Origin of the sequence: Streptomyces sp. NRRL F-5135, from assembly GCF_000719775.1 — a bacterium.
Taxonomy (GTDB): Bacteria; Actinomycetota; Actinomycetes; order Streptomycetales; family Streptomycetaceae; genus Streptomyces; species Streptomyces hebeiensis.
The window spans coordinates 253,409-278,253 of record NZ_JOHR01000007.1; the positions used below are offsets into that span (position 1 = coordinate 253,409).

Here is a 24,845-nt window from a genome sequence, read left to right on the forward strand (position 1 = left end):
TCACCATGACGTGTGTCCGAGGGCGATGGCGTGGTCAGCGCGGTGCCTCGCCCGCCACCGCCACCCTGCCGCACACGTGGAGTCGCGGTCGGACGCGGTCCGGGCGCGCGGCAGCCGCGGTGACGTTCCCCGGCACGCCGAATGAGCCGTGTCGCATGACGGTGTCCTCCCCGGGGCGGATTCCCCGGCCCCTGGGGACGATCCTGGCCCGCGGGTGCCGCCCGGCGCCAGACTCGATGGGCGGCCTCCGGCTGCCGTGGCCGCTTGAGGTCAGGACCTCTCAACCGAGCAGCCCGCGCCGCGCGGCCTCGAAGCCGGCCTGGAAGCGGCTCTCCACCCCGAGCCTGGTCATCAGGTCCGCCATCACGCGGCGCAGCGTCCGTACGGACAGGCCCAGTTCGCGGGCTATGGCCTCGTCCTTGCGTCCCGTGGCCATCAGCCGCAGCACCCAGAGCTGCTGGGCGCTGAGTTCGTCCTCGTGGCCGGCACCGGCCGGCTCCAGGGGCGACGCCGAGGCCCAGCACATCTCGAACACCTTGACCAGCAGGGCGGTGACGGCCTCGCCCCTGAGCACCATCATGGCGTCGGCCGCGTTGGTGTGGAGCGCGGGCACCAGCGCCTGCACCCGGTCGACGAGGGTGAAGCGGAACGGGACGATGCTGGCGATGCGCAGCTTCGCTCCCGCGTCGCGCAGTTCCTGGAGGTGGGCCATCGAGTGGATGATCCGGGTCATCGGCCGCAGGTGGATGCTGCGGACCGCCACGCCGCGCTCCAGTAAGCGCACGTCGCGGCGCAGCCCCTGCGCCAGGACCTCCTGCGGCAGGACGGGCCCCGGGTTGATGCTGAGGACCTCCGACGTCGCGAGGTCGGCCATGTCGCCGAGCACGCGGGCGATCATGTCCTGTCCGCTGACGATCTCGCCCGTCGCCGAGCCGGCGCGCGCGGTGTGCAGCGGGAGGAAGACCCCGCGCATCGCGTCGATCTGTTCCCGGGTCCGGCGGATCTGTTCGGTCAGCCGCGCGGCCGCCTCCTCCTCGGCCGTGAGCAGCCGCAGCAGGGCCGCTTCCGGTGTGGTCGCCGTCGCCGGGGACTCGCCGTCCGGCGACAGCGTCAGCAGTCCGACGCGCAGCAGTTCGTCCCGCGCCTGCTCGATCAGGTCGGCCGGGGCGCCGAGCCGGTCGCAGGCGCCGCGCATCGTCCAGTCGCTGTGGGCGGAGGCGTACTCGAATAGCCGCAGGGCGTGCGAGCTGATCGTCGAAGTGCTCATGCCGACCGTTGCCTTTCCGTACCGGACCGGGCGGGGGAGGCTAAGTACGCGGGGGAGGCGCGGTGCCGGGACGTCATGGGCCGCCGGAACCGATCAGGTTCCACAGCCCGCCCAGGCGGGCCCGGCTCGTGGTGCCGGCGTCCACTCCCGGCTGCGGGCCGCCGAGGATCGCGGCGGTCAGCAGGCCCGAGAACGTCTCCGGCGGGAACACCGCGGTCAGGGAGCCCTCACGCTGCGCCCGGACCACCAGTGCCGTGGTGTGCTCCGTCATGTCCGCGAGCAGATCGGACTTCACGTCACAGGCGGTGAGCTGAGGTTCCGAGGCCAGCCGGACGGCGGCCCGGAAGACGACGTCGTCGTCCACCTGCCGCGCCAGCCGCACCGCCAGCCGGCGCAGTTCCGCGCCGGCGCCGGCCCGCGGGGCGACCGGGACCGATCGCAGGTCCTGCCAGGTGCGCACGCCCTCGGCCAGGACGGACTGGGCCAGGGCGGCCTTCGAGGCGAAGTGCCCGTACAACGCGCCCTTGGTCATCCCGATTCCGGCGACCACCGCCTTCAGGTGGGCCCCTGAATAACCGTGGGCCGCGAACTCGACGGCGGCCGCGCGCAGCAGCAGCCGACGGGTCCGCGCGGACCTTTCCTGGCTCACCGGACCACCTCCGGCAGCGGCATGTGCACCATGGAGAACAAAATACCATCCCGAAGGTATTTTTATCGCCGAGGGATTCGGCCCATGACGGATCGCGGGGATCGTCATGGGCCGGCCGTGCCGGACAGGGGCCGGCACGGGACGTGTCAGATGTACCGAGCGGCGGCCGCCATCCCTTCCCACGGCCCGTCGGCGGTTCGGGAGGCGGGTTTTCGACGGGCCGTCAAGAAGGCCCCACTGCCCGTCGGAACGGAACACCCACTCGTCGGCGCGGGTCCTCCACGGCCCGTCGGAACGAGTTCTCCACGGGCCGTCGGCGCCGGTCCCCGACGGGTGGTCAGGAACCGCCAGCCCGCGGCCTTGCCGTGCCGGGTGAGCACCGGATCGTCACCGACGACCGCGGGGTGGCCCACCATGGCCAGCATCGGCAGGTCGCCGGCGTGGTCCGCGTACGCGTAACAGTCCCGGGCGCGCACGCCCGTACGGTCGAGGAGGTCCGCCATGAGCTCCTCCTTGACCGGCCCGATCACGGACCTGCGCACGGCGCCGGTGAGAACGCCGGCCGTGTCGGTGAGCTGTTCGGTGGCCAGTACGTGGTGCGCACCCACCTCCTCGGCGACCGGCGCGAGGAGCGCCGTGGAGGAGCCGGACACCAGCGCGATGTCGTGGCCCTCGCCGTGGTGCGCGACCAGCGCGCCGAGCACCTGGGACAGGAAGGCCTCCGGCCCGCGCCGGTACACCGCGTACCAGTGACGGACCTCCTCCTCCAGACGGGCCGCGGGCACTCCGGCGAAGTGTTCGAAGTACGCGCGGTTGAGGGTGGCCCGGTCCGCACCGGTCGTACGGAGGGTCGCCCGGGGCCCGCCCGTCCGCCCGGCCGACCAGAAGTGCCAGAAGCTCACCATGCTCTTGGCGGCGAGCAGCGTCTCGTCCACATCGAAGAAGGCGATCACCCTGGTCATCGGACGGCTCCCGGTCCGGTACGGTGCGCGGCGTCCGCGCGTGCGGCGAGCAGCGCGTTCGTGTAACCGGCGGCCGCCGCGTCGAAGTTCAGGGTGCCGTGCGCCCGCGCCGTCGTGATGTCCCGCCAGGCGCGTTGCAGCGCGTCGTCCTCGCCGAGGGCGCGCGATCCCCCGGCGCGGAAGAGCCGGTCGGCGGTGCTGACGCAGAGTTCGACCGCCGCGCAGGCGTTCCGGTGGTTCTCCGCGACCAGGACGGGGGTGATGGGGGCGTGGTCGGCGGTGTGCGCGGCCCGCTCCAGGAGGAGCCTGGCCGACTGGAGTTCCACCGACGACCGGGCCAGGACCTGTTGCGGGCCCGGCTGTCCGGCCACGGGGCCGCCGTCGGGACGCACGCTCCCGGCCGTCCGCTCCCACCAGGTGCGCAGCGCCCCCTCGGCCGCGCCCAGGACCGGGGCCGCGAAGATCAGCGCGGCCACCAGGGCGTACGGCACGGTGTGGCAGCGGGCGGCGTGCGGCTGTACGCGGCCCAGGTCGCGCAGCGTGAAGGTGAGGTGGTCCGGGACGAGGACGTCGGTTTCCACGCTGTTGCTGCCGGTGCCCCGCATCCCCACCGGGCGCCAGGTGTCGAAGACCTTCACATCGCTCCGGCGGACCGCGAACACCCGGTGCTCGCGGGTCTCGCCGGAGGGGTCGTCCGCGTCGGGCGCCCAGGAGGCGAGCAGCACCCAATCCGCGTGGTCCACGCCGCTGGCCATGGTCCAGCGGCCGCCGAGCCGCCAGCCTCCGCCTTCCCGTACCGCGCTCCCCTGGGGCGGCACGACCGAGGCGGCGACGCGGACGTCGGGCGAGCCGCCCCACAGCTCCCGCCGGCCCTCCTCCGGTAGATAGGAGGCGAGGCGTCCGTGCGCCGCGTACAGGGCGGCCACCCACGCGGTGGAGGCGCAGGTCTCGGCCAGCGCGGACACCGCGTCGAGCAGTGCGGTGAACCCGCCCGCGGCGCCGCCCCATCGCGTCGGGACGAAGTGGCGGGCAGCCGCGCCGTGGCGAGCACGCGCCCGGACTGCGTGGCGGTGGTGAGGAAGCCGCCGCTCTCCGGGTCGGCGGTGGCGGTGACGGTGACCGGGAGGCCGAGTTCACCGAACGCGTCGAAGGTGGTCCGCATGGAGCCGAGGAACCACCCGCGCGGGGCCGCGTCCGGCTCGGCCGAGCCGTTGACGCTCAGGAGCGCGGCCTGGCGGAAGGCTTCCACCAGGACCATGCCGGGCACGTGGTCCGAGGCGTGGTCGAACAGCGCGGGGTGGCCCGTGTCCATCCGCAACCGCCAACCGCCCGGGTCGTCGGGGAGGGCGGCGAGCAGCACGGCGTCCGCCCGGTCCCGCCCGACGGCGGGCGCGGGCAGGACGACGCCCTCGTCCGCGCCCCGCCGGCCGTCCGTTCCCGTCGCGTCGCCGCGGGCCGCGTCGCCGGGCGGCACGGTGGGGGCGCCACGGTGCCGCACGGCTTCGTACCGCTCGGGCGTCAGCGGGATCCAGTCCATGCCCGCCCGCCCCACCGGCCGGCCGTCGACGAGGACGGTCGCCTCGGCCGACATGTTCACGCGGCCGGGACGGGGCCTGTCGCAGCGGACGGTGATGTCGAACACCACCTCGGCGTCCTCACCCCCGGGCCTGCGGTCGCACAGCGGCGCGTCCAGGTCGAACTCGAAACCGCACAGGATGAACGGGTGGTCCACCGGTACGTCAAAGAAGCGGTGCGAGAGGCATATCCCGGCCTGCCGGAGCGTCTCGACCACGACCAGGGCGTCCCGGGATCCGTCCGCCTCGCGGTGGTGCAGCGGGTGGTCGTGCGGCCAGTGGGCCGTGACGGCGAACCGGCCCCCACCTCGCGGGCGGATGTCCGCCAGCAGCACTTCCGCGTCGGCCGCCTTGTGGACCAGAGCACGTGGTACGCGGGTGTCACCAGCCGCGCGCCCCACGAGTAAACCGGGTTCTACGACAGCGTTCCTCATGAAAATCCCCTCCCCAGGGAAGCTCGAGAACAGCAGCTTCAGAACAGCACGGAACATCCGCCCTCCCCCAGGGCCGTCCCGCTGCCGGTGTGAAGAAATATACCTACGGGAAGGTATATTGCAATGGGACGAAACGACGTGCGGATGGCAGGATCGGAATACTCGGAAGCAAGGGGCGAGATGAACGGCAGCAACGGCCGGGTCGCATTCCCGGCATCTCAGACGACACCGGCCCACCGTCAGGGGAGGGGCCCTGAGCTGCAGCAGGAACGGGCCGTCCGGACCCGTATGCAGATCCTCGACGCCGCCGCCGAACTCTTCGCGGCGCAGGGCTTCCCCTCGACGTCCGTCAAGGACGTGGCCGACCGGGTGGGCATGACCAAGGGCGCGGTGTATTTCCACTACCCGACCAAGGAAGCGCTGACCGTCGCCGTGGTGGAGGCCCACTACGCGCGCTGGCCCGGGCTCCTGGAGGCGGTCCAGGCCAAGGGGCTCGGCCCCATGGACACCCTGCTGGAACTGCTCGACCGCACCGCGGCCGCGTTCCAGGACGACCCGGTGGTACAGGCGGGCGCCCGGCTGCAGATGGAACAGCCCCTGCCCATCGACACGATGCCCGAGCCGTACGTGGGGTGGATCGACCTTCTCGAACAACTGCTGGCGGAGGCCGAGGAGGCGGGAGAACTGCGCGCCGGCGTCTCCCCCGCGGTGGCGGCCCGGGTCCTGGTGGCGACCTTCTTCGGCACCCAGCACATCGCGGCCCGCCTCGACCACCGCGCCGAGACGACGAAACGCTGGTCGGAGGCGCGCGACCTGCTGGCCTTCGCACTGCGCGCCTGACGGACCGAGCGCGCCGCCGACCGGCGGCCCCCGGGCCTGGCGCGAAAGCCCCGCCCGGCCGACGACGCACGGTGCGCCGTGCGCGGTCGCACCCTGCCCTCGGCCGCGCCCGCGCCTCCCGCGGAACGGTAATCTCGCCGAATGAGCTCGCTGAATCTCGATGACTTCTCCGACCTGATCGAGCGCCCCGACAGCGGCGTCCGGCGCGACGCCGAGGAACGCCGGGAGCGGCTCACCGTGGCGCCCGGGGCGCTCGGGCGGCTCGACGAGCTGGGCGAGTGGCTCTCCGCCGCGCAGGGGTCGGTACCCGTCTCGCCCGTCCGGCGGCCACGCGTCGTGCTGTTCGCCGGGGACCACGGCGTGGCCTCCCTCGACGTCTCGGGGCGCCCGGCGGGCAGCACCCACCGGCTGGTGCGGGACGTGCTGGAGGGCGTCAGCCCCGTCGCCGTGCTGGCCCGCCGCGCCGACGTCCCCGTACGGATCGTGGACGCGGGGCTCGACTGCGACCCGGAGCTGCTGCCCGCCGAGGTCGTACGCCACCGGATCCGCCGGGGCAGCGGGCGCATCGACATCGAGGACGCGCTGACCGCCGAGGAGGCGGAGCGGGCCGTACGGCTCGGGATGGCGATCGCCGACGAGGAGGCGGACTCCGGGACGGACCTCGTCGTGCTCGGCGATCTGAGCGTCGGCGGCACCACCGCCGCCGCCACGCTGATCGCCGCGCTGTGCGGCACGGACGCGTCCGTGGTCACCGGCCGCGGCGGCGCCGGCATCGACGACCTGGCCTGGATGCGCAAGTGCGCCGCCGTCCGCGACGCGCTGCGCCGGGCCCGGCCCGTCCTCGGGGACCAGCTCGAACTGCTCGCGACCGTCGGCGGCGCCGACCTGGCCGCGACCACCGGCCTCCTGCTCCAGTGCGCGGTGCGCCGGATGCCGGTGATCCTGGACGGCGTCGTCTCGGCGGCCTGCGCGCTGGTCGGACAGCGCGCGGCGTTCCGGGCGCCCGACTGGTGGCTGGCGGGCCAGCTGAGCGGGGAGCCCGCGCAGGCGAAGGCGCTCGACCGGATGGCGCTGGAACCGCTGCTGGGCCAGGGCGTCACCGTCGGCGAGGGCGCCGGCGCGCTGCTCGCGCTGCCGCTCGTCCAGGCAGCCGCCGCCCTGGCCGCCGAACTGCCGGAACGCCCGGCGCCGGAGGCCGGGGCCGACACGCGCCCGGAAGCCGAGGAGGCGGCGGACGCGCACACGCCGGCGTGACGGCAACACCTCGACGCGCGTCACCGGTCCGCGCCACCGGTCCGCGCGGCGGCCGACCGGCGCCGCACCCCGCCGACCGGCGCCGGACCGCCGACCGGCACGACCGGCGGGAGGGCGGCCGCCACCGGCCGGCGCCCCATATGATCCGGTTTCATGGGAGAAGTCCGCTTGGCTGCCGCCGGTCCCGGCCACGGCACCGACCGTTCGCGCCGCGCCGCCGCCCTCGCCGTCGGGTACCTGCGCGCCGTCACGTTCATCAACTTCCTGAGCGCGGTCTGGGTCTCCCTCGGCCAGGACCTGCGCCGGCACAACACCGACGACTACTTCACCCCGTACCTGCTCACCGCGGGCTTCGCCTCCGGCGCGTTCACGCTCTTCCTCGCCGTCACCACGCGGCGCCGCAAGCGGGCCGCGTGGATCCTCAACCTCGCGCTCGCCGGGCCGTTCCTGCTGCTCCTGGCCTTCGCGATGCCGGTGTTCCCGGAGATCCGACGCCATCCGCAGAACTGGGTCTCGCTGGTCCTGACCGCCGCTTTCGTGGCCGCTCTGCTGCTGGGGCGGCGCGAGTTCTACGCGCGCGGGGACCGGTCGAACCCGCGGCTGGCCGCGGCCGTGGCCGCGGGCGGACTGCTCGTCGCCTCGTTGCTGGCCGCGCTGCTCGTGACCGTCACCAACACCGCGCCACCCGGCGGCTCCTCCTTCGCCGAACGGTGGCGGTACGGCGTGATGCGGCTGGTCTCCCTGACGGCGGACCCGGCCCGGTACCCCGGTATCGCCACCCCCGCCTGGGTCGACGTCACCGTCAACGTGCTGTCCACCCTGCTGCTGCTCGCGGTGGCGTACGCGGCCTTCCGCTGCGCGCGGTCCGTCGACCCGCTCACCGAGGACGACGAGTCAAGACTGCGCGACCTCCTGGAGCGGCACGGCGAGCGCGACTCCCTCGGCTACTTCGCCCTGCGCCGGGACAAGAGCGTCATGTGGTCCCCGACGGGCAAGGCGGCCGTCGTGTACCGGGTCGTGGGCGGGGTCTCGCTCGCCTCCGGCGACCCGATCGGCGATCCGGAGGCCTGGCCGGGCGCCATCACGCCCTGGCTGGCCGAGGCCCGCGCGCACGGCTGGATCCCGGCCGTGATGGGCGCGAGCGAGGAGGCCGGCACCGTCTACGCCCGGCACGGCCTGGACGCGCTGGAACTCGGCGACGAAGCCGTGGTGGAGACCGCCGGCTTCCGCCTGGACGGCCGGGCGATGCGGACCGTGCGGCAGGCGTACCACCGGGTCGCGCGCGCCGGTTACCAGGTGAGGATCCGACGCCACGAGGACATCCCCGACGACGAGATGGCCGCGCTGCTGCGCCACGCCGACCAGTGGCGCGACGGAGCCACCGAACGCGGCTTCTCCATGGCGCTCGGCCGGCTCGGCGACCCCGGGGACGGCCGGTGCGTGATGCTCGAATGCCGGCTGGCCGGCGCGGCCGGTCCGGCGTGCGGCACCCGTACGGACGACGCCCGGGACGACGGCTCCACGGGCCCGCTCCGGGCCGTCCTGAGCTTCGTGCCCTGGGGCCCCAAGGGCCTGTCCCTGGACCTGATGCGCCGTGACCGGGACAGTGAGAACGGCCTGATGGAGTTCATGGTCATCGAACTCCTCCGGCGCGCCGACGAGATCGGCGTCGCACGGGTCTCACTCAATTTCGCGATGTTCCGCTCGGTCTTCGAGCGCGGCGGACGGCTCGGCGCCGGGCCCGTGCTGCGGCTGACGCGTTCCCTGCTGAGCTTCTGCTCGCGCTGGTGGCAGATCGAGTCGCTGTACCGCGCCAACGCGAAGTACCGGCCGGTCTGGGAGCCGCGCTTCCTGCTGTTCGAGAAGAGCGCCGACCTGCTGAGGATCGGCGTCGCGGCCGCCCGCGCCGAGGGCTTCCTGACGCTGCCGGGGATCCCCGCGCGCGGATGAGGCGGATGAGGCAGACGAGTCCGGCAAGGCCGTACGGCTACGCTTCGCGCGATGACTTCCATGGACGGCGCACCGGACGACGGATCCGCCGACGCACCCGTCGGCGGGGGGAGCGCGGACCGTGCCTCCCTCGGTGCCGGGCTGCGCTTCGCCTTCGGCACGCTCACCGTGCTCCCGGTGCGCGTCGCGCGCTGGGACCGGCCGGCCGCCCGCACCGGGATGCTGTGCGCACCGCTCGTCGGGCTCGTCGTGGGCCTGGCCGCGGCGGGGCTCGGCGGGCTGCTCCTCCTCGCCGGCGCGGCGGCGCCGCTGGCCGCGGTCGCCTCGGTCGCCGTGCCCGCCGTACTCACCCGCGGCCTGCACCTGGACGGGCTCGCGGACACCGCGGACGGCCTCGGCAGCGGCCGGCCGGCCGAGGACGCCCTGCGGATCATGAAACGGTCGGACATCGGCCCGTTCGGCGTGATCACGCTGCTGCTGGTACTGGGCGCGCAGGTCGCGGCGGTGGCGGAGCTGTACGCGACGGGCTGGGCGCGGGGCGCGCTCGCCGTCGTGCTGTCGGGGGTCACGGCGCGGCTGGCGCTCACCCTGGCGTGCCGCACGGGCATACCCCCGGCCCGGCCCGACGGGCTGGGAGCCGCCGTCGCGGGCACCGTGCCCGTACGGTACGCGGCGGGCGCGGCGCTGCTCACCACGGCGGTCTGCGCGGCGGCGGGCGGTGCCTTCGGGACCCTGGGCGCCGCCCACCACGCGCTGGCCGCGGTGGCCGCGCCGGTGGCGGCCGAGCTGCTGCTGCGCCACTGCGCACGGCGGCTGGGCGGGGTGACGGGCGACGTCTTCGGCGCCCTCGCCGAAACGGCGGCGACGGCGGCGCTGGTGGTCCTGGCGCTGGGCTGAGGCAACCCGTGGCGGTCACCGCGGCCGAGCCCGAGCGTGCCCAAGGGCCGCCGCGCAAAGGGGAGAAGCCCCCCATCGGTGCGTGAAGCGCCGCCCCCGTGGGCGACGTACATCACTGAGCGTAGGCTCGTTCCCGCCGCGCCTCGTGCCGGACGATTCCCAGGAAACTCAACGGAAGCGAGATTTCACCACCGTGACTGCTCTCACTCTCAAGTCTGCCGGCGCGGCGACGCTGCGCGCCGACGCGATCGTCGTCGGTGTCGCGAAGGGCCCCAAGGGGCCGGTCGTGGCACCGGGTGCCGAAGACGTGGACAAGGCGTTCGACGGAAAGCTCGGCGCCGTCCTGGAAACCCTCGGTGCCGTCGGCGGCGAGGGCGAGGTGACCAAGCTGCCCGCGCCGGCCGGTCTGAAGGCCCCGGTCGTGATCGCGGTCGGGCTGGGCCCGTTGCCCGCCGAGGACGAGACGTTCGGGACCGAGGCGCTGCGCCGGGCCGCGGGCGTCGCGGCCCGGGCCCTGGCCGGGGCGAGGAAGGGCGCGTTCGCGCTGCCGGTCGCGGCGTCCGACAACGGTGCCGCCGGTGACGCCCTCGCGGCCGTCGCCGAGGGGGCGCTGCTCGGGGCGTACGCCTTCACCGCCTACCAGGGCGGCGGGCACGAGAAGAAGGGCCGGAACGGCCGGAACGACAACGGCCCCAAGCAGCCGCTCGCCGAGGTCGTGCTGCTCGGCGCCAAGCCGCGGGACAAGGCGCACAAGGCCGCGGCGGAGCGGGCGACCGCGCTGGCGGAGGAGGTCAACCGGGCGCGCGACCTGATCAACACCCCGCCGAACGACCTCACCCCCGCGGCCTTCGCGACCCTGGCCTCGGCCGCGGCCGGGGAGAACGGCATCAAGGTCGAGGTCCTCGACGAGAAGGCGCTGGCCAAGGGCGGTTACGGCGGCATCCTCGGCGTCGGCCGGGGTTCGGAGAACCCGCCGCGCCTGGTGAAGCTCGCCTACACCCACCCGAAGGCCGAGAAGTCGCTCGCCTACGTCGGCAAGGGCATCACGTACGACTCGGGCGGCATCTCGCTGAAGCCGGCCGGCCACAACGAGACCATGAAGTGCGACATGAGCGGCGCGGCGGCGGTCTTCGCCGCGGTCGTGACGGCCGCGCGGCTGGGCCTGCGCGTCAATGTCACCGGCTGGCTGGCGCTGGCCGAGAACATGCCGTCCGGCTCCGCCACGCGCCCCGGTGACGTGCTGCGCATGTACAGCGGCAAGACGGTCGAGGTCCTCAACACCGACGCCGAGGGCCGCCTGGTCCTGGCCGACGCGCTGACCCGCGCGTCGGAGGAGGCGCCGGACGCGATCGTGGACGTGGCGACGCTGACCGGGGCGATGATGCTGGCGCTGGGGAACCGTACGTTCGGGATCATGGCGAACGACGACGCGTTCCGCACGACGGTGCACGAGATCGCGGAGGAGGTCGGCGAGGCGTCCTGGCCGATGCCGCTCCCGGCGGACCTGCGCAAGGGCATGGACTCCCCGACCGCGGACATCGCGAACATGGGCGAGCGCATGGGCGGCGGGCTGGTCGCCGGACTCTTCCTGAAGGAGTTCGTCGGCGAGGGCATCACGTGGGCCCACCTGGACATCGCGGGCCCGGCGTACCACGAGGGCGCGCCGTACGGGTACACGCCGAAGGGTGGGACGGGGTCGTCGGTGCGGACGCTGGTGCGGCTGGCGGAGAGGGCGGCGTCGGGCGACCTGGCCTGAGCGGGGTCGCCTCCGGCGGGGGGCGGCGTCGCCTCCGGCGGGGGGTTCGGCGCGGCCGGTGGTGGGTGCCGGGGCCCGGGGCCTCCGGAGGTACATGTCCGGACGGCATGCTGTGCTTTCTGGGGGACACCCCCAGGCCCCCGTACGACGCGCAGCAGGATGACGTGTAGTACGGGCGGTCGTCGCGCGTCACACATCACGCTTTAGTGTCCGGACACGCACCTCCTACGACCCCGGCCCCCTCCCGCCGGTGGTCGCCCGCGGGGCCGCCGGGTGGTCCGAGCCGGCCGGCACGACCACCGCCCCGCACCACACATCCCCGCACCGGGCCGGAGGCCCCCGGCCCGGTTGTGGGAAGGGGCGGGCGGGGGAGCAGCCCGCCGCAGGCGACCCGCACCCCCGCCGGATGGCGCAACGTGCAAAGATGGGTTACCGGCAGGACAGGGCCCCCACCACAGGGCCGAAGATGAAGCGGCCGAAGACCAGCCGCCGCCCGGTCACTGGAGACCGCGCTCGGCGCACATGCATGGAGGACGTGACGTGGCGAACGACGCCAGCACCGTTTTCGACCTAGTGATCCTCGGCGGCGGTAGCGGCGGTTACGCCGCGGCGCTGCGCGGAGCGCAGCTGGGCCTGGACGTCGCCCTGATCGAGAAGAACAAGCTCGGCGGCACCTGCCTGCACAACGGCTGCATCCCCACGAAGGCCCTGCTGCACGCCGGCGAGATCGCCGACCAGGCACGCGAGGCCGCTCAGTTCGGTGTCAAGGCCACCTACGAGGGCATCGACATCGCCGGTGTGCACAAGTACAAGGACGAGGTCGTCTCGGGCCTGTACAAGGGCCTCCAGGGGCTCGTCGCCTCCCGTAAGGTGACGTACATCGAGGGTGAGGGCCGGCTGTCCTCCCCCACGTCCGTCGATGTGAACGGCCAGCGCGTCCAGGGCCGCCACGTCCTCCTCGCGACCGGTTCCGTGCCGAAGTCGCTGCCGGGCCTGGAGATCGACGGCGACCGCGTCATCTCCTCCGACCACGCCCTGAAGCTGGACCGCGTCCCGCAGTCCGCGATCATCCTCGGCGGCGGTGTGATCGGCGTCGAGTTCGCCTCGGCGTGGAAGTCCTTCGGCACCGACGTCACGGTCGTCGAGGGCCTCAAGCACCTCGTCCCGGTCGAGGACGAGAACAGCTCCAAGCTCCTCGAGCGCGCGTTCCGCAAGCGCGGCATCAAGTTCAACCTCGGTACGTTCTTCGAGAAGGCCGAGTACACGCAGGACGGCGTCCGCGTCACCCTGGCCGACGGCAAGACCTTCGAGGCGGAGGTGCTGCTGGTCGCGATCGGCCGCGGCCCGGTCTCGCAGGGGCTCGGTTACGAGGAGCAGGGTGTCGCGATGGACCGCGGCTACGTCCTCGTCGACGAGTACATGCGCACGAACGTGGAGACGATCTCCGCGGTCGGCGACCTCGTCCCGACCCTCCAGCTCGCGCACGTCGGTTTCGCCGAGGGCATCCTGGTCGCCGAGCGGCTGGCCGGTCTGAAGACCGTGCCGATCGACTACGACGGTGTGCCGCGCGTCACGTACTGCCACCCCGAGGTCGCCTCCGTGGGGATCACCGAGGCCAAGGCCAAGGAGGTCTACGGCGCGGACAAGGTCGTCGCCCTCAAGTACAACCTCGCGGGCAACGGGAAGAGCAAGATCCTCAAGACCGCCGGTGAGATCAAGCTCGTCCAGGTCAAGGACGGCGCCGTCGTCGGTGTCCACATGGTCGGTGACCGTATGGGCGAGCAGGTCGGCGAGGCCCAGCTGGTCTACAACTGGGAGGCACTGCCGGCCGAGGTCGCGCAGCTCATCCACGCGCACCCGACCCAGAACGAGGCGCTCGGCGAGGCCCACCTGGCCCTGGCCGGCAAGCCCCTCCACTCCCACGACTGACCCGTTCCCGGGCGCGACGACCACCACCGCACTTCCCCTCGCTCAGCGCTCCGCGCAAGCTGGGGGAGATCCCACCGTTAGGAGCAACTGGAACCATGGCGGTTTCCGTAACCCTGCCGGCGCTCGGCGAGAGCGTCACCGAGGGCACCGTCACCCGCTGGCTGAAGGCCGAGGGTGAGCGCGTCGAGGCCGACGAGCCGCTGCTCGAGGTCTCCACCGACAAGGTCGACACCGAGATCCCGGCCCCGGCCGCCGGTGTCCTCGCGTCCATCAAGGTCGCCGAGGACGAGACGGTGGAGGTCGGCGCCGAGCTGGCCGTCATCGACGACGGTACGGGCGCCCCGGCGGCCGCCCCGGCCCCGGCCGCCGAGCCCGCCCCGGCGCAGGAGGCCCCGGCCCCCGCGCCCGAGGCCACCCCGTCCGCCGAGACCGCGGCCCCGGCCCCGGCCCCCACCGCCGAGGCGGCCGCCGGCGGCGGCGACGCCGAGGGCACCGACGTGGTCCTGCCGGCGCTCGGCGAGAGCGTCACCGAGGGCACCGTCACCCGCTGGCTGAAGGAGGTCGGCGACTCGGTCGAGGCCGACGAGCCGCTGCTGGAGGTCTCCACCGACAAGGTCGACACCGAGATCCCGGCCCCGGCCGCCGGTGTGCTGCTGCAGATCGTGGTCGGCGAGGACGAGACCGCCGAGGTCGGCGCCAAGCTCGGCGTCATCGGCGCCGCGGGTGCCGCCCCGGCCGCCGCGCCCGCACCCGCGCCCGCCCCGGCGCAGGAGGCCCCGAAGGCCGAGGCCCCGGCGCCCGCGCCGGCCCCCGCGCCGCAGCAGGCCCCGGCTCCGCAGGCCCCCACCACCCCGGCACCGCAGACGCGCGAGACCCCGGCTCCCGAGCCGGTCCCCTCCGCGCCCGCACAGGCACCGGCCCCCGCGCCCGTACCGGCCCAGCCGGCCGCTCCGGCGCCGGCCGCGACCGCGAGTGACGACGGCGCGTACGTCACCCCGCTGGTGCGCAAGCTGGCCGCCGAGAACGGTGTGGACCTGACCGCCGTCAAGGGCACCGGCGTCGGCGGCCGGATCCGCAAGCAGGACGTGATCGCCGCGGCCGAGGCCGCCGCCAAGGCCGCCGCCGCCGCGGCTCCGGCCCCGGCCCCGGCCGCCGCTCCCGCCGCCGCGTCGAAGGCGCCGAAGCTGGAGGCGTCCCCGCTGCGCGGGCAGACCGTCAAGATGACCCGCATGCGCAAGGTCATCGGCGACAACATGATGAAGGCGCTGCACACGCAGGCGCAGCTGACCTCCGTGGTCGAGGTGGACATCACCAAGCTGATGCGGCTGCGGGCGCAGGCGAAGGACTCCTTCGCCGCCCGTGAGGGCGTCAAGCTGTCCCCGATGCCGTTCTTCGTCAAGGCGGCGGCCCAGGCGCTGAAGGCCCACCCGGTCATCAACGCCCGGATCAACGAGGACGAGGGCACGATCTCGTACTTCGACACCGAGAACATCGGCATCGCCGTGGACTCCGAGAAGGGTCTGATGACCCCGGTCATCAAGGGCGCGGGCGACCTGAACATCGCCGGTATCGCCAAGAAGACCGCGGAGCTGGCGGGGGCCGTCCGGGCGAGCAAGATCACCCCGGACGACCTGGCGGGCGCGACCTTCACGATCAGCAACACCGGTTCGCGCGGGGCCCTGTTCGACACGATCATCGTGCCGCCGAACCAGGTCGCCATCCTGGGCATCGGCGCCACCGTCAGGCGTCCGGTGGTCGTCAACCACCCGGACCTCGGCGAGACGATCGCGGTGCGCGACATGACGTACGTCGCGCTCTCCTACGACCACCGGCTGGTGGACGGCGCCGACGCCGCCCGCTACCTGACGGCGGTCAAGGCGATCCTCGAGGCCGGCGAGTTCGAGGTCGAGCTCGGCCTGTAGATCGTTTCCTGTCGGTACGGCGGCATCCTGTGCGGCAGGCTCCCGAACGACAGGCCCACCCCGTACGGCAACGGCGCCCCTGTCCGGATCTCCTCCGGGCAGGGGCGCCGTCGTGCGTGCGGCCGCCGGGGGCGCCGTCGTGCGTGCGCCGCCGCCGTATCGTCTTATTCATCCACCGCTGCCCCCCGAGGAGCGCTTCATGACCCCGCCCGTCATCCACTCGCTGCGCGAACAGATCCGCGAGCACATCGTGGAGGGGATCGTCAGCGGCCGCTGGAAGCCGGGTGAGCGCATCGTCGAGCGGCGGATCGCGACCGAGCTCCAGGTCAGCCAGACACCCGTACGGGAGGCGCTGCGCGAGCTGGAGAGCCTGCGGTTGATCGAATCGGCCCCCAACAAGGGCGTGCGGGTACGGAACCTGACCGCCGCCGACCTGGAGGAGAGCTATCCGGTCCGGGCCGGGCTGGAACAGATCGCGGCGGAGCTGGCCGCCGAGCGGCTGGCCGAAGACTGCTCGGCGCTGGAGCCGCACGTCGCGGCGCTGTACGGGGCGGACCGCAGGGCGGACGGTACGGCGCAGGTCAGACATACCGTGGGCTTCCACCGGGAGCTGGTGCGGGCGGCCCGCAACGGGGTGCTGCTGCACACCTGGGAAGGGCTGGGCATCGAGGTGTTCACCGCGCTGTCGATCCGGTGGCTGGGCACGGTGCAGAAGTCCTACGCCGAGGAGCACGAAGAGCTGGTCGAGGCGTTCCGGCGGCGGGATCCGCGCATCGGCGCACTGGTGAAGGACCATGTGCTCGGATGCGCGCCGCGCGCATGACGCACACGAGGTGCCCGATTCGCCCCGTACGACAGGGGATGGGACCGTCACTCGGTGCCCTGCCGGACGGCACGGAATGCCAACTTCTTCGCTTCCGGGAAGTTTTACCTCTCAACCCTTTGATCGATCATCGATCAGCGATTTACAGTCATCGGTGGGCTGCACCCAGTCCGTCGCCCTGTCCTGCCAGACAAGGCACCTTCTCCACCCCCCTCCTGTCCGGAAGGCGGCGTCCATGACCGACCCCGTAGCCAAACTCCCGAGCGAGCTCGACCAGCTCCCGGACCGTGACACCGAGGAGACCGCCGAATGGGCGGCCTCCCTCGACGCCGTCACCGAGCACGCGGGCTCCCACCGCGCCGCTTACCTGATGCGGCGCACCCTCCAGCACGCGGAAGCGGCCGGGGTGCCGGTGCCCGCGCTCCTGGAGACCGATTACGTCAACTCCATCCCGACGGCCGCGGAGCCCGAGTTCGACGGCGACCTGGAGATGGAATCCCGGATCACCGCCTGGAACCGCTGGAACGCGGCGGCGATGGTCACCCGCGGCTCCCGCTTCGGCGTCGGCGGCCACATCGCCACCTTCGCCTCGGCGGCCTGGCTGTACGAGACGGGCTTCAACCACTTCTTCCGCGGCAAGGAGTCCCAGGACTCCCCCGGCTCCGGCGACCAGCTCTACATCCAGGGCCACGCCTCCCCCGGCATCTACGCCCGCGCCTTCCTCGACGGCCGGCTGAGCGAGCAGAACCTGGACAACTTCCGGCAGGAGGCGGGGGGCGGCGGCCTGCCCTCGTACCCGCACCCCCGGCGGCTGCCCTGGCTCTGGGAATTCCCGACGGTCTCCATGGGCCTCGGCCCGCTCTCCGCGATCTACCAGGCGCGCTTCAACCGCTACCTGACCAACCGCGGCATCAAGGACACCTCGGGCTCGCACGTCTGGGCGTTCCTCGGCGACGGCGAGATGGACGAGCCGGAGTCGACGGCGGCGCTCGCGCTCGCCTCCCGGGAGCGGCTGGACAACCTGACCTTCGTCATCAACTGCAACCTCCAGCGCCTCGACGGCCCGGTCCGCGCGAACTTCAAGATCGTGCAGGAGCTGGAGGCCCAGTTCCGCGGCGCCGGCTGGAACGTGATCAAGTCGCTCTGGGGCTCCGCCTGGGACGAGCTGTTCGCGCTGGACACCACCGGCGCGCTGGTACGGCGGCTGCGCGCGGTGCCGGACGCGCAGTTCCAGACGTACGCAACGCGGGACGTGGCGTACATCCGCGAGCACTTCTTCGGCGCCGAGCCGGCCCTCGCCGAGCTGGCGAAACTGCTGTCCGACGCGAAGATCGCCGAGTGTTTCCACACCTCGCGCGGCGGCCACGAGGCCCGCAAGGTGTACGCCGCCTACCGCGCGGCCCTCGCGCACAAGGGCGCGCCGACCGTGATCCTCGCGCAGACCGTGAAGGGCTGGACGCTGGGCCCGGGCTTCGAGTCGCGCAACGCGAACCACCAGATGAAGAAGCTCTCGGGCGACCAGTTCCGCGCCATGCGCGACCTGCTCGACCTGCCGATCCCGGACTCGAAGCTGGACGACAGCCTCGTGCCGTACGGCCACCCGGGCGCCGACTCCCCCGAGGTCCGCTACCTCCAGGAGCGCCGCGCGGCGCTCGGCGGTCCGGCCCCGGCCCGCCGGGTGCACCCGGTCGCGCCGCTGCCGGAGCCGTCCGAGAAGGCGTTCCAGGCCGTCTACAAGGGTTCGGGCAAGCAGTCCGTGGCGACGACGATGGCGTTCGTCCGGCTGATGAAGGACCTGATGCGGGACAAGGAGACCGGCAAGCGCTGGGTCCCGATCGTCCCGGACGAGGCCCGTACCTTCGGTATGGAGGCGCTGTTCCCGTCGGCCGGCATCTACTCGCCGCTGGGCCAGACGTACGATCCGGTCGACCGCGACCAGATCATGTACTACAAGGAAGCCGCGAACGGTCAGATCCTCAACGAGGGCATCACCGAGGCCGGTTCGATGGCGGACTTCATCGCCGCCGCCACGTCGTACGCGACGCACGGCGAGACGATGATCCCCTTCTACATCTTCTACTCGATGTTCGGCTGGCAGCGGACCGGCGACCAGATGTGGCAGCTCGCCGACCAGCTCGGCAAGGGCTTCATCGTGGGCGCGACGGCCGGCCGGACGACCCTGACGGGTGAGGGCCTCCAGCACGCGGACGGCCATTCGCACCTGATCGCGGCCACGAACCCGGCGTCGCTGAACTACGACCCGGCGTTCGCCTACGAGATCGCGGTGATCGTCAAGGACGGTCTGCGGCGGATGTACGGTCCCGATGCCGAGGACGTCTTCTACTACCTGACGGTCTACAACGAGCCGATGCCGCAGCCCGCGATGCCCGAGGGGGTCGAGGAGGGCATCGTCAAGGGCCTCTACCGCTTCAAGGAGGGCACGCCCGCCGCGGCCGACGCGCCCCGGCTCCAGCTGCTGGCCTCGGGTACGGCGATCCACTGGGCGCTCGAGGCGCAGGAGCTGCTGGCCGCCGACTGGGGCGTCACCGCCGACGTCTGGTCGGCCACCTCGTGGAGCGAGCTGCGCCGGGACGCGCTGGCGGCGGACGAGGCGCTGCTGCGCGGCGAGGAGCGGGTGCCGTACGTGACCCGCGCGCTGTCCGGCGCGCCGGGCCCGGTGCTGGCGGTCAGCGACTGGATGCGGCAGGTGCCGGACCAGATCAGCCAGTGGGTGGAGCAGGACTACAGCTCGCTCGGCACGGACGGCTTCGGTCTCTCCGACACCCGCGAGGCGGCCCGCCGCCACTTCGGCGTGGACGCGCGGTCGATCGCGGTCGCGGCGCTGGCGCAGCTGGCCCGGCGGGGCGACATCAAGCCGGAGCGGGTCGCGGAGGCGCGGGAGCGGTACGGACTCTGAGCGAGCGCGCCGCGTGGCCGGAGCCCCGGACCGTACGTGCCGTACGGTCCGGGGCTCCGGGCGGTCGGGGCCCGGTCGGCGGGAGCGGAGCCGAGCGTGCCCCGTGCCCGGTGAACGCGGACCGTTGAACGTGCTCCGTGCGCGCCGAGCGACGAACCAGTGGTTCTTTGGTGACCGCTCTCGGGGGCCCCTGTCACGGTGACGGGGGCTCCCCTGCATCATGGGGGCATGCGCGCTGCCCGGCTGATCAAAATGGTGCTTCTCCTTCAGTCCAGACCCTCCATGACGGCCGGTGAGCTGGCCCGGGAACTGGAGGTCTCGGAGCGGACGATCACCCGGGACGCCCAGGCTCTCTCCGAGGCCGGGGTCCCGGTGTACGCGGACCGGGGCCGGGCGGGCGGCTACCGGCTGATCGGCGGTTACCGCACCCGGCTGACGGGGCTCGCGCGCGGCGAGGCCGAGGCGCTGTTCCTGTCCGGAGTGCCGGGCGCGCTGCGCGAGATGGGCCTCGACGACATCTCCTCCGCGGCCCGGCTCAAGGTGTCGGCGGCGCTGCTGCCGTCCCTGCGGGACGCCTCGGACACGGCGGCGCAGCGCTTTCACCTCGACGCCCCGGGGTGGTACCACGAGCCGGAGACGCCCGAGTTGCTGCCCGTCATCGCGGAGGCGGTCTGGGGCGACCTGCTGCTGCGCACGCGGTACCGCCGCGAGGACACCGACGTGGAGCGGCAGCTGGCCCCGTACGGTCTCGTGCTCAAGGCGGGTGTCTGGTACCTGTGCGCGGCGGTCGAGGGGACCTTCCGGGTCTACCGGATCGACCGGTTCGTCTCGGCCGAACCCTTGCAGGAACGTTTCTCCAGGGAGGCTTCCTTCGACCTCCCGGCCTTCTGGGAGGAGCGCGCGGCGGAGTTCGCACGCTCCTTGCTGCGGGCGGAGGTCGTCGTACGGCTCACGCGGGAGGGCGCCCGGCGGCTGCCCCATCTCACCGACCGCGCCGCCGCCCACGCGTCGATCGAGGCGGCGGACCCACCGGACGGGGACGGCCGGATCACGGTCACGCTGCCCGTGGAGTCGGAGGAGGTGGCGTACGACCAGTTGCTCGCGCTGGGACCGGAGGCGGAGATCCTGGCGCCCCGCACGCTGAGGGACCGCTTCGCGGAGGCGGCGGAGGGACTGCGGAAGCTGTACGGGTAGGCGGCGACCGCGAGTCCGCGGGCGCCGCGTCGATCAGCGCGTGCGGTGCCGCCGTCCGCGGGCCGGACGGAGGGCCCGCCGAGGGCGCCGGGGACGGGACGCGCGACGTGCACCGGGCGTGAGCCGGAGGGACCCGCGGCCGGGAAACTCGACGCGATCATGCCAGAACCGGGGCGCGGGAGCTCGAGAAGCGGGGGAAGCTTGAGGAAACGCCCCGCATTTCGTCGCCTGAGCGTGCACTGCCCCGCACCAAGCACGATGCTGTACCCGTGATGGACGAGACGGAGTTCTGGGAGATCGTCGACAGCACCCGCGAGGCTGCCGAGGGCGACCCCGAGGACCATGCCGATCTGCTGGTGGAACGGCTGCTGACGCTCGACCCCGACTCCGTGCTCGACTTCGCGCGGCACTTCGAGTCCCGCTACAACCGTGCGTACCGGTGGGATCTGTGGGCCGCGGCGGCCGTGCTGCTGGGCGGCGCCAGTGACGACGCCTTCGACTACTTCCGCTGCTGGCTGATCGGGCAGGGCCGGGAGGTCTTCGAGGGCGCGCTGCACGACCCGGACAGCCTGGCCGAGTTGCTGGACGAGTTCGACGAGGACCTGGACGGGGACGGCGAGGAGCTGGGGTACGCGGCGGACGAGGCGTACGAACAGCTCACGGGCGTGGTCGCCCCGGACCTGGGGATCACGCCGCAGCCGGCCGAGCCGGAGGGCACGCCGGTGGACTTCGAGGACGACGCGGCGCTGGCGCGACGGTTCCCCGGGCTGTGGGAGCGCTTCGGGACGGGATGAGGCGGGGCGCGGCCGGTCCGCCGGGGCCTCGATCCGGTCCGGGGTCCGGGATCGGCTCAGGGTTTCCGCTCGGGGTTCCGGCGCCGCCCGGTGTTCCCGAGGCGCCGCGTCACGTCGGCGTGGACGTCGGCTCAAACGTCAGCGCGACGCCCATGAGCACGTCGTCGACGTACCGGCCGTCCAGCAGGAACTCCCCGGGCAGGACCCCCTCCACGGCGAAGCCCTCGCTCTCGTAGAGCCGACGCGCCGGTGCGTTGTGGCCCAGCACCCGCAGGGTGAGCCGCCGTGCGCCCTGGTTGCGGGCGTGCAGGGCCGCCGCGCGCAGCAGGGCCCGCGCCACTCCCCGGCCACGCGCCCACTCGTCGACGGCGAGGCCCTGGATCTGCCGTACGTGCGCGTTGCTGACGAGCGGCGTGGGGCGGGCGACACGTACGTAACCGGCGAGGCGGTCGTCGTCGGCCTCGGCGACCAGGAACTCCTCGACCGGGTGCAGAACGTCGAAGAAGGGCCCGTAAGGCTCCCGGGGCCGGGGCGTGACCGCGTGGAGCGGGGACCAGGTGCGCCGGTCGAGGTCGGCGAGCGCGTCGTCGTCCGCGTGGTCGGCGGGCCGTATTCGTAGGTCGGACATGGCGGCAACTGTGCCATGCGGGGCGGCCGGGGAAGGGCAGGATGGAGGCATGAAGATCGCTGTCACCGGTTCCACCGGGCTCATCGGATCCGCGCTGGTCGACTCCCTGCGCGCGGACGGCCACGAGGTCACCCGCCTGGTACGGCGCCCCTCCCGCGCGGGTGACGAGGTGGAGTGGGATCCCGTGCGGCAGTACGTCGACCTGCGCGGGCTGCGCGGCTGCGAGGCGGTGGTGCACCTGGCCGGCGCGGGCATCGCGGACCGTCGCTGGAGCGAGGCGCACAAGAAGAACGTCCGCGAGAGCCGGGTGCTCGGCACGGCGGCGATCGCGGAGGCGGTGGCCGCGCTGGACCCGCCGCCCCGGGTGCTGGTATGCGGGTCGGCCATCGGGTTCTACGGCGAGACGGGTGACCGGGTGGTGGACGAGAGCGCGCCGCCGGGTGAGGGCTTCCTCCCGTCGCTCTGCGTGGACTGGGAGGAGGCGGCCGGAGCGGCGGAGGAGGCGGGCGTACGGACGGTGTTCGCGCGCACCGGCCTGGTGGTCTCCCGCGAGGGTGGCGCGTGGGCCCGGCTGTTCCCGCTGTTCCGTGCGGGGCTGGGCGGGCGGCTGGGCTCGGGGCGGCAGTACTGGAGCTTTGTCGCGCTGCACGACGAGGTGGCGGCGCTGCGGCACCTGCTGGAGACGGAGTCGGTGCACGGTCCGGTGAACCTGACGGCCCCGGAGCCGGTGACGAACCGTGAGGTCACGGCCGCGATGGGCCGGGTACTGCACCGCCCGACCCCGTTCCCGGTGCCGGCGGTGGCACTGCGGGCGGTGCTGGGGGGCCTGGCGGGGGACGTCCTGGGAAGCCAGCGGGTGGTACCGAGAGTGCTGTCGGAGTCGGGATTCACCTTCGCGTTCCCGACGATCGAGGACGCGATCCGCGCGGCGTGACGCCTTCCGGCGGGGGGCGGGGCTGTACGGGGTGCCCTTCGGTCGTCGCCGAGTCGCTTCCGCAGGCCGGAGACCTGGGCAGGCCGTGCGAGAGGCCCTGCGGGAGGCCGCGCCTGGTGGCCGAAGGCCAGGCACGGGGTCGGCCCCCGGCGGCCGTAGGCCGGAAGCCAGAGGCAGGCTCCGCCGCCCGAAGGCCGGGCCGGATGGCCGGAAGCCGGGGCCGGCCTTCGGAGGCCGAAGGCCGGGCCGGGTCGCCGGAAGCCGGGCCGGATGGCCAGACCGAGCCCGGAGGCCGGAAGCCGAGCCGGATCGCCGAAGCCTGGCCCGGCGACCGGGGCCGGCGCACGGGGCCTGGGGCCGGGGTCCCGAGTCGGGGCGGCCTGCAGGGGCGGCGCGACGGCGGCAAGAGGCAGGGACAGGGGCCGGGCGGGGGAACCGCCCGCGGTGGCCGCGCCCGCCGCACTCCCGTGCCCGCGGCCGCCGCGGGGAGGCGCGTCCGTGCCACCCCCATGCATCGGTGACCCCCAGCGCGCGCGTGCGCGGCGCGCGCCTCCCCTCCCTACGCTCGTCCGGGAATCACCAGCCGCGCCGACCTCGGGGAGGGGCACGTGCTCAGCACCGCACATCGGAACACATCCGCACACGACGTGGATGTCGTCATCATCGGAGCCGGGATCGCAGGTCTGGCGGCGGCTCACCATCTGACCAGCGCGGGCGTGACGGTCGCCGTCCTGGAGGCCGCCCCGCGCGTCGGCGGGCGCATGGCCACGGACCGGGTCGACGGCTTCCTGCTCGACCGCGGCGGCCGGCTCCTGACGACCTCGTACCCCGAACTGCTGCGCACCCCGGGCCTGGAGGGCGTCACCCTGCGGATGTTCGCGCCGGGCGTGCTCGTCCACAGTGACGGCCGCAACTACCGGACCGGAGCCGTCGGGGCCGCGCGCGGTAACCGCAACTCCCGTACCGCGCACGCCGCTCGTACCGCCCATGCCACCCGTTCCACGGCCGGTCCCCGGGGCTCGCTCCGCACGGGTGCGGTGGGGAGCGCACGGAGCGCACTGACCGCTGCGCGCGCCCTCGCGAGCGCCCCCCGGCCCCCGCTCGGCGGCGCCGTCGACCAGGCCCGGCTCGGCGCCGCGCTCAACCGCCTCGCGGGCACCCCGACGACGCGGCTGCTCGCCCGGCCCGAACTCACCGCCGCCGAGTCGCTGTCGGCCCGCGGGCTGCCCTCCCGCACCGTCAACGGCTTTCTGCATCCCCTGCTGTCCGCGCTGCTCAGCGATCCGGAGCTGGGTACGTCCAGCCGCTGCGCCGACCTCGCGCTGCGCGCGTTCGCCCGGGGCAGGCTCTGTGTCCCGGCCGGCGGCGCCGCCGCGCTGCCGGAGCTGCTGGCGCGTTCGCTGCCGCCCGGCACGGTCCGTACGGGCGTCTGTGTCACGGACACGTCGATCAACCGCGTGACCACCAAGGAGCACGGCGAGATCAGCTGTCGCTCCCTCGTCCTGGCGACCGGCGCGTCCGCCGCCGCCGAGCTGCTGCCCGGCCTGCGCGTACCGGACTTCCACGCCGTGACGGTCCTGCACCACACCGCTCCGGTACCGCCGCTCACCGACCCCGCTCTCCTGCTGGACGCCGACCGCGGCGGCCCGGTCGCGCACACCGCCGTGATGAGCGAGGTCGATCCCTCGCGCGCCCCGTCGGACCGGGCGCTGATCACCTCGACGGTGCTGGGCACCCCTCCCCCGGCCGCCGAACTGGACCGTTCCGTACGCGCGCACCTCGCGCGGCTGTACGGGACACCGACCGACGGCTGGGAGCTGCTGGCGGTCCACCACGACCCGGAGGCCGTGCCGGCCATGCCGCCACCGCACGATCTGCGGCGTCCGGTACGGCTGTTGGCCGGACTGTACGTGTGCGGGGACCACCGCGACATGAACACGGTCCCTGGCGCGCTGTTCTCCGGCCGTCGCGCCGCCCACGCGCTCCTGCGCGACCTGGGCGTACGCCCGGCGTGCGGACCAGTGCAGCTGCCCGCGGTGGCGTAAGCGCCGTACGCGCCGTACGCGGCGCAGGTGTCGGACGCGGCACAAGTCCCGTACAGAGTGCGGGCCGTACGCCGCG

The 24,845-nt window shown here is 73.6% G+C and carries 19 protein-coding genes; 13 read left to right on the top strand and 6 right to left on the bottom strand.

Translation table 11 applies throughout. From position 1 onward, the window contains the following. Positions 1–280 precede the first annotated feature (280 nt). The 5 genes from IG02_RS37755 to IG02_RS37765 all read right to left on the bottom strand — a co-directional run bounded on the left by IG02_RS37755 (position 281) and on the right by IG02_RS37765 (position 4,886). The gene (locus IG02_RS37755; protein ID WP_051764946.1) at positions 281–1,267 is read right to left on the bottom strand and encodes a helix-turn-helix transcriptional regulator; all 987 of its coding nucleotides are present in this window, start codon (positions 1,265–1,267) and stop codon (positions 281–283) included. A gap of 73 nt (positions 1,268–1,340) precedes the next feature. Next, entirely contained in the window at positions 1,341–1,916 is a 576-nt protein-coding gene (locus tag IG02_RS37760) for a TetR/AcrR family transcriptional regulator (protein ID WP_051764948.1), read from the bottom strand. Positions 1,917–2,062: 146 nt separating this feature from the next. Continuing rightward, a complete protein-coding gene (locus IG02_RS0113640; protein ID WP_051764950.1) occupies positions 2,063–2,878 on the bottom strand; it encodes an HAD family hydrolase in 816 nt (271 codons plus the stop codon). Next, a complete protein-coding gene (locus IG02_RS0113645) occupies positions 2,875–3,621 on the bottom strand; it encodes an acyl-CoA dehydrogenase family protein (protein WP_199814014.1) in 747 nt (248 codons plus the stop codon). The genes IG02_RS0113640 and IG02_RS0113645 overlap by 4 nt, the downstream gene beginning before the upstream one ends. Then, positions 3,513–4,886, bottom strand: coding sequence for a ScbA/BarX family gamma-butyrolactone biosynthesis protein (locus IG02_RS37765; protein WP_158712286.1), 1,374 nt, complete (start codon positions 4,884–4,886; stop codon positions 3,513–3,515). The genes IG02_RS0113645 and IG02_RS37765 overlap by 109 nt, the downstream gene beginning before the upstream one ends. A gap of 180 nt (positions 4,887–5,066) precedes the next feature. On the opposite strand from IG02_RS37765, the gene IG02_RS0113655 reads away from it, so the two are divergent. The 11 genes from IG02_RS0113655 to IG02_RS0113710 all read left to right on the top strand — a co-directional run bounded on the left by IG02_RS0113655 (position 5,067) and on the right by IG02_RS0113710 (position 21,162). Beyond that, complete coding sequence (locus tag IG02_RS0113655; RefSeq protein WP_030746129.1) at positions 5,067–5,726, top strand: ScbR family autoregulator-binding transcription factor; 660 nt, start codon at positions 5,067–5,069, stop codon at positions 5,724–5,726. Between the two features lie 141 nt (positions 5,727–5,867). After that, positions 5,868–6,980 (top strand): nicotinate-nucleotide--dimethylbenzimidazole phosphoribosyltransferase, encoded by a 1,113-nt coding sequence (cobT, locus tag IG02_RS0113660; protein ID WP_051764955.1) that lies wholly within the window; start codon positions 5,868–5,870, stop codon positions 6,978–6,980. A 153-nt stretch (positions 6,981–7,133) separates the two neighbouring features. After that, on the top strand, positions 7,134–8,930 hold the full coding sequence (locus IG02_RS0113670; RefSeq protein WP_030746135.1) for a phosphatidylglycerol lysyltransferase domain-containing protein: 1,797 nt from the start codon (positions 7,134–7,136) through the stop codon (positions 8,928–8,930). A gap of 60 nt (positions 8,931–8,990) precedes the next feature. After that, the gene (locus tag IG02_RS0113675; RefSeq protein WP_107055606.1) at positions 8,991–9,827 is read left to right on the top strand and encodes an adenosylcobinamide-GDP ribazoletransferase; all 837 of its coding nucleotides are present in this window, start codon (positions 8,991–8,993) and stop codon (positions 9,825–9,827) included. 193 nt (positions 9,828–10,020) lie between these two features. Then, complete coding sequence (locus tag IG02_RS0113680) at positions 10,021–11,583, top strand: leucyl aminopeptidase (RefSeq protein ID WP_030746140.1); 1,563 nt, start codon at positions 10,021–10,023, stop codon at positions 11,581–11,583. Positions 11,584–12,123: 540 nt separating this feature from the next. After that, complete coding sequence (lpdA, locus tag IG02_RS0113685; RefSeq protein WP_030746143.1) at positions 12,124–13,512, top strand: dihydrolipoyl dehydrogenase; 1,389 nt, start codon at positions 12,124–12,126, stop codon at positions 13,510–13,512. A 95-nt stretch (positions 13,513–13,607) separates the two neighbouring features. Then, positions 13,608–15,434, top strand: a complete 1,827-nt coding sequence (gene sucB, locus IG02_RS0113690; RefSeq protein WP_030746146.1) for a 2-oxoglutarate dehydrogenase, E2 component, dihydrolipoamide succinyltransferase — start codon at positions 13,608–13,610, stop codon at positions 15,432–15,434. A gap of 199 nt (positions 15,435–15,633) precedes the next feature. After that, positions 15,634–16,257 carry a GntR family transcriptional regulator gene (locus IG02_RS0113695; RefSeq protein ID WP_030746149.1) on the top strand — a complete coding sequence of 208 codons (624 nt, stop codon included), beginning with the start codon at positions 15,634–15,636 and terminating at the stop codon, positions 16,255–16,257. 235 nt (positions 16,258–16,492) lie between these two features. Beyond that, positions 16,493–19,174 (top strand): pyruvate dehydrogenase (acetyl-transferring), homodimeric type, encoded by a 2,682-nt coding sequence (aceE, locus tag IG02_RS0113700; protein WP_030746158.1) that lies wholly within the window; start codon positions 16,493–16,495, stop codon positions 19,172–19,174. Between the two features lie 228 nt (positions 19,175–19,402). Continuing rightward, positions 19,403–20,368, top strand: a complete 966-nt coding sequence (locus IG02_RS0113705; protein WP_030746161.1) for a helix-turn-helix transcriptional regulator — start codon at positions 19,403–19,405, stop codon at positions 20,366–20,368. A gap of 272 nt (positions 20,369–20,640) precedes the next feature. After that, positions 20,641–21,162, top strand: coding sequence for a DUF4240 domain-containing protein (locus tag IG02_RS0113710; RefSeq protein WP_030746164.1), 522 nt, complete (start codon positions 20,641–20,643; stop codon positions 21,160–21,162). 109 nt (positions 21,163–21,271) lie between these two features. On the opposite strand, the gene IG02_RS0113715 is transcribed toward IG02_RS0113710, so the two are convergent. Continuing rightward, entirely contained in the window at positions 21,272–21,790 is a 519-nt protein-coding gene (locus tag IG02_RS0113715; protein ID WP_030746168.1) for a GNAT family N-acetyltransferase, read from the bottom strand. A gap of 49 nt (positions 21,791–21,839) precedes the next feature. On the opposite strand from IG02_RS0113715, the gene IG02_RS0113720 reads away from it, so the two are divergent. Continuing rightward, positions 21,840–22,724: a TIGR01777 family oxidoreductase gene (locus IG02_RS0113720; protein WP_030746170.1), complete on the top strand. Its 885-nt coding sequence runs from the start codon at positions 21,840–21,842 to the stop codon at positions 22,722–22,724. 608 nt (positions 22,725–23,332) lie between these two features. Next, positions 23,333–24,769 (top strand): NAD(P)/FAD-dependent oxidoreductase, encoded by a 1,437-nt coding sequence (locus IG02_RS0113725; protein WP_030746172.1) that lies wholly within the window; start codon positions 23,333–23,335, stop codon positions 24,767–24,769. Positions 24,770–24,845: the final 76 nt, after the last annotated feature.